This is a genomic window from Vibrio sp. Isolate24 (assembly GCF_022398215.1).
GTDB lineage: Bacteria > Pseudomonadota > Gammaproteobacteria > Enterobacterales > Vibrionaceae > Vibrio > Vibrio coralliilyticus_A.
In genome coordinates this window covers 33,808-48,262 of record NZ_JAKEUU010000013.1, presented here as the reverse complement: position 1 = coordinate 48,262, position 14,455 = coordinate 33,808, and the positions used below count along the sequence as shown (strand labels likewise).

The window sequence follows — 14,455 nt, the reverse complement described above, 5'->3', positions numbered from 1 at the left end:
AAGTGAGTATTGCGACTTCGAAAGTCAACACCATATATACTTCTCGCTCGTTGCATTGCTTCTGACTTTTTCATGATTCATGTCCTATCCTTGGATACAAATCAATTATAGCAACTGATTGAATACAACTTACCTAGCGCCATAACGCCCTGTTAAGGTGTGAGCAACGCAATACCAATGCCACCGCATACCACCTTAATCACTAAAACCAACGCATGATGAAAATGCCACGCGTTGCGAATCACTCTTAAACAGTTTGTTAGTTGAATTGTTTCACCGCTCTACACTTGGGAAAAGTTGAACAACCCCAAAACTGTTTACCTATATTTTCACCACGCTTGGTTTCACGCAACACCATTTCAGAGCCGCAACGGGGGCACTGATTTGAGCTAACTTGGGATGCAACAACTCCTTTGACATGTTTACGATGCTTTAAATCCGTAATGACTCCGCGCTTTAACTTTAACCGGTTTATAGACTCTGTTAACCGAGCATAATCATTGTCAGAGAACACTACATCGTTAAATTGCTGAATGTATCGAATACTTCCTCGAGCGTAGGTAACGTTTGGAGGCATTTCGGTTTTAAAGGTACTGTCGCCGATGAAAACAATAACCGAATGCAAGTGTTCTTCACTGCAACCTAGCAAGGTTTCCAGAGCTTTTATGTGCTTGTAATTCTGATGCAGTGGGTTCTGAAATTTAGAGGAATGACGGTAAATCTTTTGTGTCCACTGTTTCTGGCGAGCTGAACCAAATATCCAACCTTTCATATTCTTAGTTTCAACGACGAAGATGCCATATCTAGAAACCACAATATGGTCGACTTGAGTTGTACCATCGTTAGTCGGCAACGTTACGTCTTTTATTAGTGTGTAATCAGACTCTGGTAATTTGGACAAAAGACGGTTCACGAGAAACTCACCGAATACACCTTTTAGCCACCTACTTTTGAAAACGCTAACAATGAGCAATAAAGGCACTAGATACCAGACTTGCGCAAGCACATTAAGAAATGCTTCAAAAATATTCACGGATTTTCCCTATTCAACTAACGCCGCGTTAAGTAGTGAGCGACGCTGCCGCCCAACCTAAACTATTGTGCCTTAATCACTAAAGCTGATTCAAACCGAAAATGCCGAGCGTTGCGAATCTGCCTTAAACGCTTTGTTAGTTTACCTTTCGCACAAATCGCACGATTTAATTATATTGACCATTTTGTGCGACAAACTATAATCTTACTGTAATTCTAAATTTGGAGATTGAGTATGCACACACTAACAGCAAATGATGCAAAGCGTAACTTTGGTGAGCTGCTTCTAAGCGCCCAACGTGAGCCAGTAAAGATTAGCAAAAACAGTAAAGATGCCGTAGTGGTAATGTCTATCAAAGACTATGAAGAACTAGAAGCAATGAAAGCTGATTACCTTAAACATTGTTTCGAGTCAGCTAAACAAGATTTAGCACAAGGCAATGTAGTTGATGGTGAAGATTTCCTAAGCGCCTTGTAACCCACTATGCAAAAGAATAAATACAAACTAAGTAAATTGGCTCAGGCTCATTTACGGAAAATTAAAAGCTATACCGTCAACAACTTTTCTGAAATGCAGTGGAACAACTATAAAGATACATTGCTAACTGGGTTTCAAATGCTTGCCGACAATCCAGCCGTAGGTCGCAGTTGCGATGAGATTTATCCAAGCGGTTTCTATTTTCCGGTAGGAAAACACACAGCTTACTTTACAAAAGAAGATGGTTTTATTTTAGTTGTGGCTGTACTTGGTCAATCACAACTCCCACAAAACCACCTGTAGCGAAGACATCACCCGAAATAAAAACTAGGGTGATGATCTTGATTGGTAAACTAACGCCGCATTAAGGTGTGAGCGACGCTTGGCCATACTTGAGCGAAGCGAAACTGCCAAGCGTTGCGAATCACTCTTAAATGCTTGGTTATGTGCAAATTTCCAACAAATGACAGACTTGCTTTACATTGTGGACAGCACTAACACTTTGTTTTGTGGGATTAAACCAGATTACATTAATGCCCGCTGTGATTGCTGGCGCAATGTCTTTATCGTATGTATCCCCAACCATCACAACTGATTTAGGCTCTATGCCTAACACCCCGATTATCTTGTCGAAAAACCCTGGCGTTCCCTTACCAATACCAAGGTTCGCTTTACAGAAGTAACCTGAGATATATTGAGACAAACCAACTCGGTCAAATGCAGCCTTGATATCAGCTTCTGATGAATCTGAAGCATTTGTGGCTACGTAGACCTTATTGTTTATTGATAGCTTTCTAAGAACTTCAAGAGCCCCATCGACAGCCTGAACCGTCACCCAGTCACACATTTTTCCGCTGTGTTCTGGGAAATCGATCATAAGCGTGTCACCCCAGTCAAATAGGTAAACCTTGGTCATATTGCCTCCTTGCACATAACGCCCTTGCTAAGCGGCTACCAACAATACCACAAAACTCAAACAAACCACCGTAAACACGATACCCAACTAGACACAAAACCGCCAAGCGTTGGTTGTCCGTCTTGAGCGGATGGTTAGGTATGCTTATTTCGACTCCCTTTGCTCGTTGGTGCTATAGGACTCCCCCATAAAACACCAAAGCCAACTGCACCGCAATCGCCACCGAAGCTGAATAGTAACCACATCACTATTTTTTGCGGTGGTTCACTGAAGCAAAAAAAGCTAACCAAATTGTGATAACGAGCTTCCAATGAATAAACTTGGGCAGGTGCACTTAAAAATAGAAAACACTCAATCACTAACGTCAAAGCTGACCAGTTGAATGAAACCTTCACCTGAATAAGTTCGAGCCACATGGCCACTAAGATTCGCGATAAACAAGTTTATTGAAGTGGCTGATTGCCAAACTAAAAAACCGCACAAGCCCAAAGCAACCTAACGCCGCGTTAATGGGCAGACAACGCTACCACAAACTTAACCCATTGTGGCATAAACACTAATGCCAAAATGTGAGCCAAAGCTGCCAAGCGTTGGCTGTCCCTTTGAACGCTTTGTTAGGCTTCTTATTCATCACCAAAATCAAAGTATTTTTTAATATCTGAGTTAGGCAAAATCTCTAAACAGTTAACTTTGTAGCTAAACTGATCAATATTTTTAATTTTCAGTTCTACTTTTTTGCGACTTGAGTCGAGCATAAGAGCCGTACTGTCACTGTTAGTAAATAGTTTTGTGACACCTTCTGATTCAGACAGCATTTTTCGTAACCGAGTAATATTTTGACGCTTCGCTTTCTCTGAATCTAGATAGCCGGCCAGCAGCGTTGAACACATAAAAGGGTGTTGAATTTCATCTGTTTTCCGAACAACCCAAGACGCAATGATGTTACGACTTTCTATTGTACGTTTAACACTATTCGGCTTATATTCCTCGATCTGAACTAGAAGAAAACTTTCGTAAATTGATTCTGAAGCAATGGATAATGGTGCTAGTACCAATAGAAGTAGAAGCAATATTCTTTGCATAGCAGTTTCCCTACAAACCCAATACTGAGAACAACTATAGCCCCATAATTGTACTACTGTCGCAAGACTAGGTAAGCCTAACGCCGCGTTAATGGGCAGCAACGCTACCACACAACTAACCTATTGTGACATAAACACAAACACCAAACTATGTGTAAAAACTGCCAAGCGTTGGATGTCCCTTTGAACGCTTTGTTATGATCGCGCTCAAAGAAATTGCAGAACTAAACAAGCGATAAAAGCCGGCAAACCTGCAACGAAGAACACTAAACCCGTTTGATAGTTCATTCGGTAGTGTTCTTGTTCGTCTTTATTAAAATCATGCCCTTCTACCATTTTGTACACTTTATCTGTTCGAGAGTCATCAAGACGGGTTGTTTTGCTATGAACCCCACCTTCCCACATGAGCTTCGCTAAAAACCAAATGACAATAACTACAAAGAAAAGAAAATCGACGAGTCTTGTCGTCGCAAAGAAAGATACAAATTGCGACAGAGCGACTACGATCAACGCCGCAGTGAGGTTGATTAGAACTACTTTCTTCAATAGATCAGGCAAAATTACCTCCTAGAGCATAACGCCTTGTTAACGCGCGAGAAACTAGTGTGCCATACTATTGAGCGAAGCGAAAATGGCACGCGTTTTGAGTCGCTGTTGAACAATTTGTTATAGCTACAACTCTACGAACTTCGCCATTCAGATAAAGCCTCAGTGACGTTAAAGTTAGTTCTGAAATTAGCTACTTTCCTCGGTGCAAAATACTCCGGTTTCGCACGGATACTACTAGCAAGTTGATCGATATATGATTTGCCCGTTGATTTATAACTTGATGCTTCCGAATGAGTTAATTGAATCTCTATGGTAAACATGCCGACAGTTCCACATACCACCGACAAATACATATCGTTTGTGTGTTGGAAAAGAAGCCATGACATGTGTTCTTCATCTAAAACTACCACCACCCCTCCAGTAGCTATAACGCCGCGTTAATGGGCAAACAACGCTGCCACAAACATAAAACATTGTGTCATAAACACTGATGCCAAACCATGAGCTAGGACTGCCAAGCGTTGGTTGTCCAATTGAACGCTTTGTTATGTTCTCTTGTCAGGCGCCATGTGAAGGATTACGTTTGCCAAAAGCAGTACAAGAGATAGAAACCATACGACAGTGTTTTCCAAATGAACATCCATACATACAAAAGACAAACTCCCTGTAAGTATGAAGCTAATTTCGATGTACGCTCTGCCTTGCCACTTTCTGTAAAAGTGAAACCCAGAAAGAACTACCAACAAGAAGAAGGCTCCACCTGAAGTTAAAAAATCATTTAGCATCATGCCCCTACTATTAAAACTTCAATCCAACGTATAATGCTATTCACGCAAGAAACATAACGCCGCGTTAAGTAGTGAGCGACGTTACCACCCTGCCTAATCCATTGAGCCGTAAACACTAAAGTCAATTCAAACCAAAAATGTTAAGCGTTGCGAATCTGTCTTAAACGCTTTGTTAGGTCTAGAACTTGACTCTTAACTCTAATCATGGTTAATTTATCGAAGCTCTCGTAGGAGCTTGCTTGCCCACAAAAGGTAAAGTCTGTAATGGACGCTACGCTTTCTTTCTCTAAGTTACTAATGCACAGTGCATTTGTGGGCAATGTATAACTGAGCGTTATTGATTTAGAGGATTTCCCATGAATCTCCCACGTAATCTATTAAAAGTAGTATCACGCGAAGCCAAAAAAGCCCGCCAGTTAGATAAAAGTCTCAGCTTATGTCAGCACATGGAACTCCGTGCGAAAGCACATGGGTTTAGAAGCCTCGACCACTTGCAAAAGGATTACACCGTTCGAGCAATGAAAGCTAACTTCGAAGCTCGTCGACTTGCATGTGCCGCTCGTCAACCAAATGATGACCTGAACTGCTATTACCAATTTGATATAGATAAGGCAACAAATACAATTGGGTATTTCTCTCACTTTACTGATTACGACGATGATGGCTATGAACTAAGAGCCCCTAGCTTAATTGGAGGAGAAGTCATGGCAAAGGACATACGAAAGCTTATGAAAAAAGAAGCCTATGTCATTGAAGATATGGAAAGTCTCTATCAATGGCGATTCGTCTGGGGTGGCATAGCAATAATCAACGCCGAACTGGTGAATAACAATCCTCTTTTTAAAAGAACGTTAGAACCATCGAGAAGTTCAAATCCCAAACACACAAGAAGATTAACTAATTAAGCGCTACAAATAGCAAGTAACTAAGCCAAACAAAGGTCTCTCGGCTAAAGAGTTTTTAATCGGGAGACCTAACGCCCTTGCTAAGCGGCTACCAACAATACCACAAAGCTCAGACAAACCATCGTAAACACCAAACTCAACCAGACACAAAAACGCCAAGCGTTGGTTGTCCGTCTTGAGATGATTGTTAGGTATGCTCATCACGAACATCTTTGCTCGCTTGAGATATAGGACTAAACTATCAAACACCAAAGCTAGCTGCACCGCAATAACCACCCAAACCGAATAACAACTAAATCACTATTTTTGCGGTGGTTCGCTGAAGCAAAAAAGCTAACCAAATTGAGATAACGAACTTTCAGCGAACAAACATAGCCAAGAGCACTTAAAAACAGAAAACACTCAATCACTAACGTCAAAACTTGCCAGTTGAATGAAACCTTCACCTGAAAAAGTTCGAGCCACATGACCACTGAAACTAGCGACAAAGAAAGATTCGAAGTGGCTGATTCAAAAATACAAACACACAAGCTTGAAGCAACCTAACGCCGCATTAAGGTGTGAACAACGCGACCACGAAACCCAACCATACCACCGTAAACACTGAACTCAACGATGGAATGAAAAATGCCAAGCGTTGAGAATCACTCTTAAATGCTTTGTTATGTGTTGTGGTGACTAGTACTCAATACCCGGTCTGCCATTTTGACAAGTTGGACATTTTCTATGAAAAATATCCGTACCATTAGCACCATAGACCTGACCACAACCACTATTCAAACACTCTACTTTATAGGATGTAGCATTGTGATCTGTGCCTTTAATTCCACGTGTACCATGATTTTTTTGGTTGTTTTTATTTATGTAACCAATCTGAGTTGTTTTTGAAGTCCCACTACGCCACATAATTTCATTACACCTATTCAACTAACTTAATGAAAATAAAGGCTAACACATATTGGTATAACGTTCTGCAAGCTTGCGCTATTTTGTACATTTGAGTTGTATATCAATGAAAACACATAACGCCCTTGCTAAGCGGCAACCAACCATACCACAAAGCTCCAGCAAACCACCTTAAACACAGTACTAAACCAGACACAAAATCACCAAGCGTTGGTTGTCCGTCTTAAGTAGATTGTTAGGTATGCTCATTACGAACACCTTTGCTAGCTTGAGCTATAGGGCTAAACCATGAAGCAACAAAGCTAACTGCACCGCAACAACCACCAAAGCTGGATAATAACCACGTCACTGTTTTTTGCGGTGGTTCACTGAAACAAAAAAGATAACCAAATTGAGATTACGAACTTCCAATGAATAAACCCGGCCAAGAGCACTGAAAACGGAAAACCCTCAGCCAATAACGTCAAAGCTGGACAGTTGAAGAAACTTTCACCTGAACAAGTTCGAGCCACATGACCGCCGAGATTAGAGACAAACAAGATTATTGAAGTGGCTGAGCGCTAAACTAAAAACCGTACAAATCCAAAGCAACCTAACGCCCTTGCTAAGCGGCTACCAACAATACCACAAAACTCCAACAAACCACCGTAAACACTAAACATAACCAGACACAAAACCGTCAAGCGTTGGTTGTCCGTCTTAAGTAGATTGTTAGGTATGCTCATTACGAACACCTTTGCTAGCTTGAGCTATAGGACTAAACTATCAAACACCAAAGCTAGCTGCACCGCAATAACCCCCCAAGCCAAATAACAACTAAATCACTATTTTTGCGGTGGTTCACTGAAGCAAAAAAACTAACCGGATGGAGATAGCGAACTTACAACGAACAAACTTAAAGCAACCTAACGCCGCGTTAAGTAGTGAGCAACGCAGACCACCAAACTTAAACTATTGTGCCGTAAGCACTAAATTCAAAGCAAACCGAAAATGCCGAGCGTTGCGAATCTGTCTTAAACGCTTTGTTATGTGATATTTTGCTTACCTGATAGTTTTCTATACCGCCACTCTCCTAGAAACCAAGAGATAACATTAAACGGAATGCCAATTGCTAATAACAACATCACCGTCGTAGGCAACTCAGTGAGAAACTCTCCCCATCGGTTCTGGTTAGTAAAAAGAGCAAAACCAGCAAATTTCCCGAGAAAGAGCCCCCCGCTAATGATTAAAGTTTGAGTGATTATGTAGTAAGCAGCACCTTTTTGTCGTTTATTTGCCCAGTTTTTAAACCATTTATTTTGAGATTCTGTCATCTTGTTCGTTTCACTTCGGTGTCGGTCTTATCTAACCTAACCATATGAAACTAAGATACAATTTGATTGGAAACTTATACGAGCAATATCGCGATTTAGGCATATCACATAACGCCGCATTAAGGTGTGAGCGACGCTTGGCTATACTTGAGCGAAGCGAAACTGCCAAGCGTTGCGAATCACTCTTAAATGCTTTGTTATGTGCTAGTTACAATCGAATAACCAATATTTCCGTTTACCAAGACTAAACAAATATACTGATACATTACCTGCCTCTGTGTAATTCTTAAGCCTTTCATTCGGCAACGTTGCCCATAACCAATCAAAGTCTACATCGATATCTTCTGGAATATGAGCTTCAATGAATTCTTGTTTATCTGTGAAAGTCCTCTTTTGAAGCTATTCGCTCAAAAACTGGATACTGGCCACTAATTAATGGCCACTCATGGTCTTGCCAACAAGGTAAGGATGGAGTTTTATAGGTAATAGTCTTTGAGTCTTCTGTATCACTCTCAGCGCAATCGTAAGGTTCAATATCTAGTTCTATCAAAGCGCCAGAAGACAAACAAGAATCACAAATACACTCGATGTCAGTTTGCCCTGGGTACATTCCAGCGTCGAACCAAATGCCTACTTTAAAACAAACTGAGCACTGTGTTGGCTCGTCAACCTTGAATGCAAAGTTCTCCGTATCGGAGAAAAACTCAAATTTCATTTGTACTCCTTCTGGCACATAACGCCCAATTAAGGGGTGAACAACGCCGCCACCTAACCTAAACATTGTGCCATAAACACTAAATTTGAAGTAGAAGCAAAAGTGCCAAGCGTTGTGAATCCCTCTTAAATTGCTTGTTAGCTGGTTGTTTCCACAACATCGAAAGCTACCAAGTTGAAACTTGTCGCCTGAATAAACCACTCATGCCAAGGCATCGTTTCCTTAAAGCCATCAAAGTGGAATGTACTCCCATCAAACTTCGCATTCATGATTTCGTCAATCGGGTACTCTGGGGTTTTGTGACTGACGGCTGCCACATCATTCAGCCAAGTGAGGCTTTTTTCATTGGACACGTTGTATAGAGTCATCACCCCATTTTGAACAATTAGATCTTTTCCATTGGAACTTGGGTGCTCTTTGCTGATAAAAATACCACTGAGAACAATGGTGATCTTGGAGTCAGTTCTGGAAACATCATTGATAGATACATCATGAAAGCTCATCTTCTCAAAGTCGGCATTAATTTCCATATAACCTCCTGCCAGCTAACGCCCTTGCTAAGCGGCGACCAACAATACACAAAACTCAGATAAACCACCGTAAACACGATACCCAACTAGACACAAAACCGCCAAGCGTTGGTTGTCCGTCTTGAGCTGATGGTTAGGTTGACGACTTCGATACCCTTCCAACATGAACTAAACTTGTAAGCTTTATTAGTGGTTTAATGATTAGCTGGGCACTACCTACAACAAACAACCAAGTACCACTTTCAACAAGAGACTCATTCAAAAAGAAAAAACTACCAACTAAAAACCAAATCGCTATTAGCAAATCATTGATTGCTCCCAAGGCCTCATAACGACGTTGGATGACAATATGTCGATTACCAATGTCTAGATCTAATTTCATTGTTTGACTCATTTTCACCTCATAAAACGATACATGACTGAATAAAATAAACATCAGGTCGCAAGCAAATATCCATTGGCAACCTAACGCCGCGTTAATGGGCAGACAACGCCACCACATACTTAAACTATTTTTACATAAACACTAGAGCCAAAACTGCCAAGCGTTGACTGTCCCTTTGAACGCTTTGTTATGCGTAATTTTTGACGCACTTTGTCATTGCTGTTTCCGAGACTGAAAAACCGTCGATTCTATATTGATCTTTGAACTCTCCAACAACATYGAACCCTGCTTTTAGGTAGAGATTCTTTGCTGGAAAATTCTCTGATAATACGCAAAGATCCAGCCAGTCAATTTCAGCTTTTTCTTGACAGAAATTTATAACAGCATCAATGAGTCTTTGACCAAGACCTTGCTTCCGGCAAGAAACATNGAACCCTGCTTTTAGGTAGAGATTCTTTGCTGGAAAATTCTCTGATAATACGCAAAGATCCAGCCAGTCAATTTCAGCTTTTTCTTGACAGAAATTTATAACAGCATCAATGAGTCTTTGACCAAGACCTTGCTTCCGGCAAGAAACATCTACGCCCATACCAAGTAGAACTCGATGAGAACGGCTTTCATCACTGTGGTGGCGAAGATCAATATGACCTTTGATACTTCCAGAGGTGTCTTTTACAACCCAGAGCTTTCTCCAACCTAAATCGCCAAACTGATGGGAAAAGCCTTGGATAAACTTATCTTTTGTTGCTTCTGGAATTTCACTTTGCTCTCTGGACATGGGCTGGAAAAGAGGAACTTCGCCATTACCATTTTCAGACAGCTGATTTTCAAGATACGCAAAGAATGAATCTAAATCCGATTTTTCCGCTTCTACTACTTCCATCTAATACTCCGTACTCCATCGATTACGCATAACGCCCTTGCTAAGCGGCAACCAACCATACCACAAAACTCAAACAAACCACCGTAAACACTGAGCACAACCAGATACAAAACCGCTAAGCGTTGGTTGTCCGTCTTGAGCGGATGGTTAGGTATGCTCATTACAAACGCTTTTTCTCGCTTAAGCTATAGGACTAAACCATGAAACACCAAAGCCAACTGCACCGCAACAACCACCCAAGCTGAATGACAACCACATCACTATTTTTGCGGTGGTTCACTGAAGCAAAAAAGCTAACCAAATTGAGATGACAAACTTCCAATGAATAGACTTGGATAAGAGCACTTAAAACGGAAAACACTCAGCCACTAACGCCAAGTTTGCCGATTAAATGAATCTTTCACCTGAAAAAGTTAGAGCCACATAGCTGCTGAAATTCGCGATAAACNAAATTGAGATGACAAACTTCCAATGAATAGACTTGGATAAGAGCACTTAAAACGGAAAACACTCAGCCACTAACGCCAAGTTTGCCGATTAAATGAATCTTTCACCTGAAAAAGTTAGAGCCACATAGCTGCTGAAATTCGCGATAAACGAGATTATTGAAGTGGCTGAACGCCAAACTATAAACCGTTCAAACCCAAAGCAACCTAACGCCGCATTAAGGTGTGAGCAACGCCACCACACCTGACCTAAACCATACCACCGTAAACACAAAACCCAACGATGACATCGAAAATGCCAAGCGTTGGGAATCACTCTTAAATGCTTTGTTATACAAATTACTTTTTGTCATCAGTAATCATTTCGATACTGTTGAGTTCAGATTGGATTTTTTCAATAGCACTTATGTAGTTGGCAGACATATAAGTAGCATCTGTATTTAACTGTTCTTTCCAAGACGGTTTACCTGTTAACCAATTACTGCTTATCGGGTTATCTAGTTCAGCCTTTAACAACTCATCACCAACAGAATAGAGTGGGAAATAGCCTTTTGACTCTAGCCTTGAAGGGATGGGCTTTAGAAAACGAGCTTCGACTAGAAGGCTACTTATGTTTTTCGCTTTTTCTACAACATAGTTTAACTCATCATCTTTACTAACAACTTGAGCTTGCAGAGCATCTATTTGGCCCTGAGTAGCTTGTTTTGTAAAATAATAAGTAGTCATTGCACCAAAGGCAACTCCAGTTAGAGAGCCCATTACTGACCACAACTTAATTGCATGCGCCGTTCCATGTTTGATTAACGTAATCGCCATTAGAAGGAAAACTCCCCCGAGAATGGCTAAAGATATAATAGTGGTTTCTGTCATACTTCCTCCTTGAAGCGTGATGATTTGTAATTTGTATAACGCCCTTGCTAAGCGGCTACCAACAATACCATAAAACTCAAACAAACCACCGTAAACACCAATCTCAACTAGACACGAAACCGCCAAGCGTTGGTTGTCCGTCTTGAGCGGATGGTTAGGTATGCTCATTACAAACGCTTTTGCTCGCTTAAGCTATAGGACTAAACCATGAAACACCAAAGCCAACTGCACCGCAATCACTACTGAAGCTGAAAACAACCACGTCACTATTTTTGCGGTGGTTCGCTGAAGCAAAAAACCAACCAGATTGAGATAACGAACTTCCAATGAATAGACTTGGACAAGAGCACTTAAAAAACAGGCAGTACTCAATCGCTAACATCAAAGCTTGCCAGTTGAATGAAACCTTAACCTGAAAAAGTTCGAGCCACATGACCACTGAGATTCGCGACAAACAAGGTTATTGAAGTGGCTGACTGCAAAACTATAAACCGTACAGGCTTAAAGCAACCTAACGCCGCGTTAAGGGGCGACAACGCATTCCACCCAACTTAAGCCGTTGTGCCGTAAACACATAAACCAAACTTTGAACCAAAACCGCCGAGCGTTGAGAGTCCCTCTTGAACGCTTTGTTATGGTGATTTATTTTAGACTTGCTTGAATGATAAGTAACTCAATTTCATTAGCCGATGTATTAACCAGGCCATGAGTGCCAAAACGTTTATTAACTATCATATCTCCTGAAGTCACTTATCTTTCCTCACCTTCGATGGTCATAGTGCCTTCACCTTTCAAAATGATATACATTTCTTCATCGTCTCCGTGAGTATGCTCACCCATAGAACTTCCTGGTGGCATAACTACACGGATAGCGAAATCCCAAGCACCATCGAAATCTTTACGCCTAAATGCACGATAGATATCAATTGAACCTTCTCCATCATGGCTATTTTCGTCGACTTCTTTGTCACAAGTGTAAAAATTACATATCATTTTTCCGAATTCCTTTCTGATTATTTTCCGCAGATCCTTAAAGCGCCATAACGCCGCGTTAAGTAGTGAGCAACGCCATCTACCCAACCTAAACTATTGCACCTGAAACACTTAACCCAATTTAGAATGCAAAATGCCAAGCGTTGGGAATCTGCCTTAAACGCCTTGTTATGTGTAATTTTGACTATAAATCCAAAAATGCATTCGAATTCAGATTTATGCGGTCAATTTTGTATTCTGAGTCTACTTTAGAAAGAACGAACGTAAACAAACCCGCACCATTTTCAAATTTTGCTTCAACTGTAAATATCGCTATTTCTTTACTTTCACCACTAGTAGCAACAGAAGATTTAGATTTGACAAAGGTTGGGGAGTCGAAGGATTTTAAACCACCTATTTTAGATAGATACTCTATTACTTTTTGACCTTCATCACTATTTAACGCTGAACGCCCTTCAATACTAAATAGATGTTCAAACTGCGATATTTCCCATGTTGAAATTAAAGGCACGCTTTCTTCAATAAATGGAGTCGCTTCAGCAGTGACCTCACTTGTTTGAGAGGCAGCCCAAAACAGTAGCCCCCCAATTAAAACAACAGTTAGAGCAACTAGTATCGCAAAAACTTTAAAAAACTTTTTCATAAAACCTCTTTATTACACATAACGCCGCATTAAGGTGTGAGCGACGCTTGGCTATACTTGAGCGAAGCGAAACTGCCAAGCGTTGCGAATCACTCTTAAATGCTTTGTTAGCTGTTTATTGCTACAGATATACTTTTTAGCCTACAAATTATTATTTAACCATTTTATCGTATGATCTCTCATGTCGTTGGAGAAATAATGCGATTCATCAGCTAAATTGAACTCAATTTCAGTATTATTTTTATCGTATTTACTCTTCACTTTTTCATAAAAGTCCTTCGCAAAATGGGCAGGAACCCAATCGTCTTTCTCGCCATTTATAATCAACATAGGGCGACTTTCATTTTCTATAAGGTACAAGCATGGATCAATCTCTGCCATATGCCTAATAGCTAACTTCTCATCATCACTAAGAATCTTATTCACCGAATCTGCTTGTAAGGCGAACTTCTCCAAACCGACAAAATCAGGAGAGCCGAGAATTGGTACTGCAACTTTAATCATTTGATTTTGAGTCAAAGAATAAAATGTGGACATTGCGCCCATAGAGATACCCACAACCGCGATCCTCGAACGATCAATCCGAATATCTTCCTGATAGTGATCAATGAGTGTATTTATGTCATCTGAATTCTGCTTGATAACCCCCGTCATTCTCTTAATAAAGCTCGAATGACTACTAACATTTTGAGCATTATCATCATCTCTTTCGCCGTGTTTATCTGCATCAAAGCAGATAACAGAGTAACCCTGAAGAGCTAAATTTAAAGCTAGATTAGAACCTTCATATTTATCATTGTTCCACCCATGACAGATGATGACTAAAGGATTATTTACCGACTCTTTTTTACAATAGTGTAGATATACAATCTCACCCATCATACTTTTTTCGACTACAACACCTTCCATGAACGCCCCATATATTCTGTGTATCCGTTTACGAGCACAATAAACCGTTAGACTTCAGAAAACAGCTAACGCCCTTGCTAAGCGGCTACCAACCATACCGTAAAACTACAAC

The 14,455-nt window shown here is 40.7% G+C and carries 17 protein-coding genes and 3 pseudogenes; 3 read left to right on the top strand and 17 right to left on the bottom strand.

All coding sequences use genetic code 11. The features are described from left to right. Nucleotides 1-259: 259 nt before the first annotated feature. On the bottom strand, nt 260-1,033 hold the full coding sequence (locus tag L1D23_RS21725; RefSeq protein ID WP_239871684.1) for an NERD domain-containing protein: 774 nt from the start codon (nt 1,031-1,033) through the stop codon (nt 260-262). A gap of 234 nt (nt 1,034-1,267) precedes the next feature. Between L1D23_RS21725 and L1D23_RS21720 the strand changes: the two genes are divergently transcribed. Further along, complete coding sequence (locus L1D23_RS21720; RefSeq protein WP_025794192.1) at nt 1,268-1,510, top strand: type II toxin-antitoxin system Phd/YefM family antitoxin; 243 nt, start codon at nt 1,268-1,270, stop codon at nt 1,508-1,510. Between the two features lie 6 nt (nt 1,511-1,516). Next, the gene (locus L1D23_RS21715; RefSeq protein ID WP_025794194.1) at nt 1,517-1,813 is read left to right on the top strand and encodes a type II toxin-antitoxin system RelE/ParE family toxin; all 297 of its coding nucleotides are present in this window, start codon (nt 1,517-1,519) and stop codon (nt 1,811-1,813) included. 139 nt (nt 1,814-1,952) lie between these two features. On the opposite strand, the gene L1D23_RS21710 is transcribed toward L1D23_RS21715, so the two are convergent. From L1D23_RS21710 to L1D23_RS21700, 3 genes are all read right to left on the bottom strand, one after another. Then, nucleotides 1,953-2,426 carry an HAD family hydrolase gene (locus tag L1D23_RS21710; RefSeq protein ID WP_239871681.1) on the bottom strand — a complete coding sequence of 158 codons (474 nt, stop codon included), beginning with the start codon at nt 2,424-2,426 and terminating at the stop codon, nt 1,953-1,955. 623 nt (nt 2,427-3,049) lie between these two features. Further along, nucleotides 3,050-3,508 carry a hypothetical protein gene (locus L1D23_RS21705; RefSeq protein WP_239871678.1) on the bottom strand — a complete coding sequence of 153 codons (459 nt, stop codon included), beginning with the start codon at nt 3,506-3,508 and terminating at the stop codon, nt 3,050-3,052. 207 nt (nt 3,509-3,715) lie between these two features. Further along, entirely contained in the window at nt 3,716-4,066 is a 351-nt protein-coding gene (locus L1D23_RS21700; RefSeq protein ID WP_239871675.1) for a hypothetical protein, read from the bottom strand. A gap of 1,135 nt (nt 4,067-5,201) precedes the next feature. On the opposite strand from L1D23_RS21700, the gene L1D23_RS21695 reads away from it, so the two are divergent. Continuing rightward, nucleotides 5,202-5,750, top strand: coding sequence for a hypothetical protein (locus tag L1D23_RS21695; protein WP_239871672.1), 549 nt, complete (start codon nt 5,202-5,204; stop codon nt 5,748-5,750). Nucleotides 5,751-5,753: 3 nt separating this feature from the next. Here the strand turns inward: L1D23_RS21695 and L1D23_RS21690 are convergent, their stop codons facing one another. The 13 genes and pseudogenes from L1D23_RS21690 to L1D23_RS21635 all read right to left on the bottom strand — a co-directional run bounded on the left by L1D23_RS21690 (nt 5,754) and on the right by L1D23_RS21635 (nt 14,343). Continuing rightward, nucleotides 5,754-5,951 carry a hypothetical protein gene (locus L1D23_RS21690; protein WP_239871669.1) on the bottom strand — a complete coding sequence of 66 codons (198 nt, stop codon included), beginning with the start codon at nt 5,949-5,951 and terminating at the stop codon, nt 5,754-5,756. 1,265 nt (nt 5,952-7,216) lie between these two features. Beyond that, entirely contained in the window at nt 7,217-7,381 is a 165-nt protein-coding gene (locus L1D23_RS21685) for a hypothetical protein (RefSeq protein ID WP_239871666.1), read from the bottom strand. A gap of 300 nt (nt 7,382-7,681) precedes the next feature. After that, nucleotides 7,682-7,969, bottom strand: coding sequence for a hypothetical protein (locus L1D23_RS21680; protein WP_239871663.1), 288 nt, complete (start codon nt 7,967-7,969; stop codon nt 7,682-7,684). Nucleotides 7,970-8,342: 373 nt separating this feature from the next. Beyond that, a complete protein-coding gene (locus tag L1D23_RS21675; protein ID WP_239871659.1) occupies nt 8,343-8,684 on the bottom strand; it encodes a CbrC family protein in 342 nt (113 codons plus the stop codon). Nucleotides 8,685-8,821: 137 nt separating this feature from the next. Beyond that, complete coding sequence (locus L1D23_RS21670) at nt 8,822-9,214, bottom strand: hypothetical protein (protein ID WP_239871656.1); 393 nt, start codon at nt 9,212-9,214, stop codon at nt 8,822-8,824. A 133-nt stretch (nt 9,215-9,347) separates the two neighbouring features. Then, nucleotides 9,348-9,608 (bottom strand): YrhK family protein, encoded by a 261-nt coding sequence (locus tag L1D23_RS21665; RefSeq protein ID WP_239871653.1) that lies wholly within the window; start codon nt 9,606-9,608, stop codon nt 9,348-9,350. A 178-nt stretch (nt 9,609-9,786) separates the two neighbouring features. Next, a pseudogene (locus L1D23_RS22330) lies at nt 9,787-10,011 on the bottom strand (GNAT family N-acetyltransferase); the annotation flags it as partial. Between the two features lie 18 nt (nt 10,012-10,029). After that, a pseudogene (locus L1D23_RS21660) lies at nt 10,030-10,482 on the bottom strand (GNAT family N-acetyltransferase); the annotation flags it as partial. Continuing rightward, nucleotides 10,473-10,643, bottom strand: coding sequence for a hypothetical protein (locus L1D23_RS21655; protein ID WP_239871647.1), 171 nt, complete (start codon nt 10,641-10,643; stop codon nt 10,473-10,475). The gene L1D23_RS21655 and the pseudogene L1D23_RS21660, both read right to left, overlap by 10 nt. A gap of 624 nt (nt 10,644-11,267) precedes the next feature. Further along, nucleotides 11,268-11,966, bottom strand: coding sequence for a hypothetical protein (locus L1D23_RS21650; protein ID WP_239871645.1), 699 nt, complete (start codon nt 11,964-11,966; stop codon nt 11,268-11,270). Nucleotides 11,967-12,440: 474 nt separating this feature from the next. Continuing rightward, a pseudogene (locus L1D23_RS21645) lies at nt 12,441-12,791 on the bottom strand (cupin domain-containing protein). A 184-nt stretch (nt 12,792-12,975) separates the two neighbouring features. Continuing rightward, nucleotides 12,976-13,434 carry a hypothetical protein gene (locus tag L1D23_RS21640; protein WP_045384470.1) on the bottom strand — a complete coding sequence of 153 codons (459 nt, stop codon included), beginning with the start codon at nt 13,432-13,434 and terminating at the stop codon, nt 12,976-12,978. A gap of 141 nt (nt 13,435-13,575) precedes the next feature. Further along, the gene (locus L1D23_RS21635) at nt 13,576-14,343 is read right to left on the bottom strand and encodes an alpha/beta hydrolase (protein WP_239871642.1); all 768 of its coding nucleotides are present in this window, start codon (nt 14,341-14,343) and stop codon (nt 13,576-13,578) included. Nucleotides 14,344-14,455: the final 112 nt, after the last annotated feature.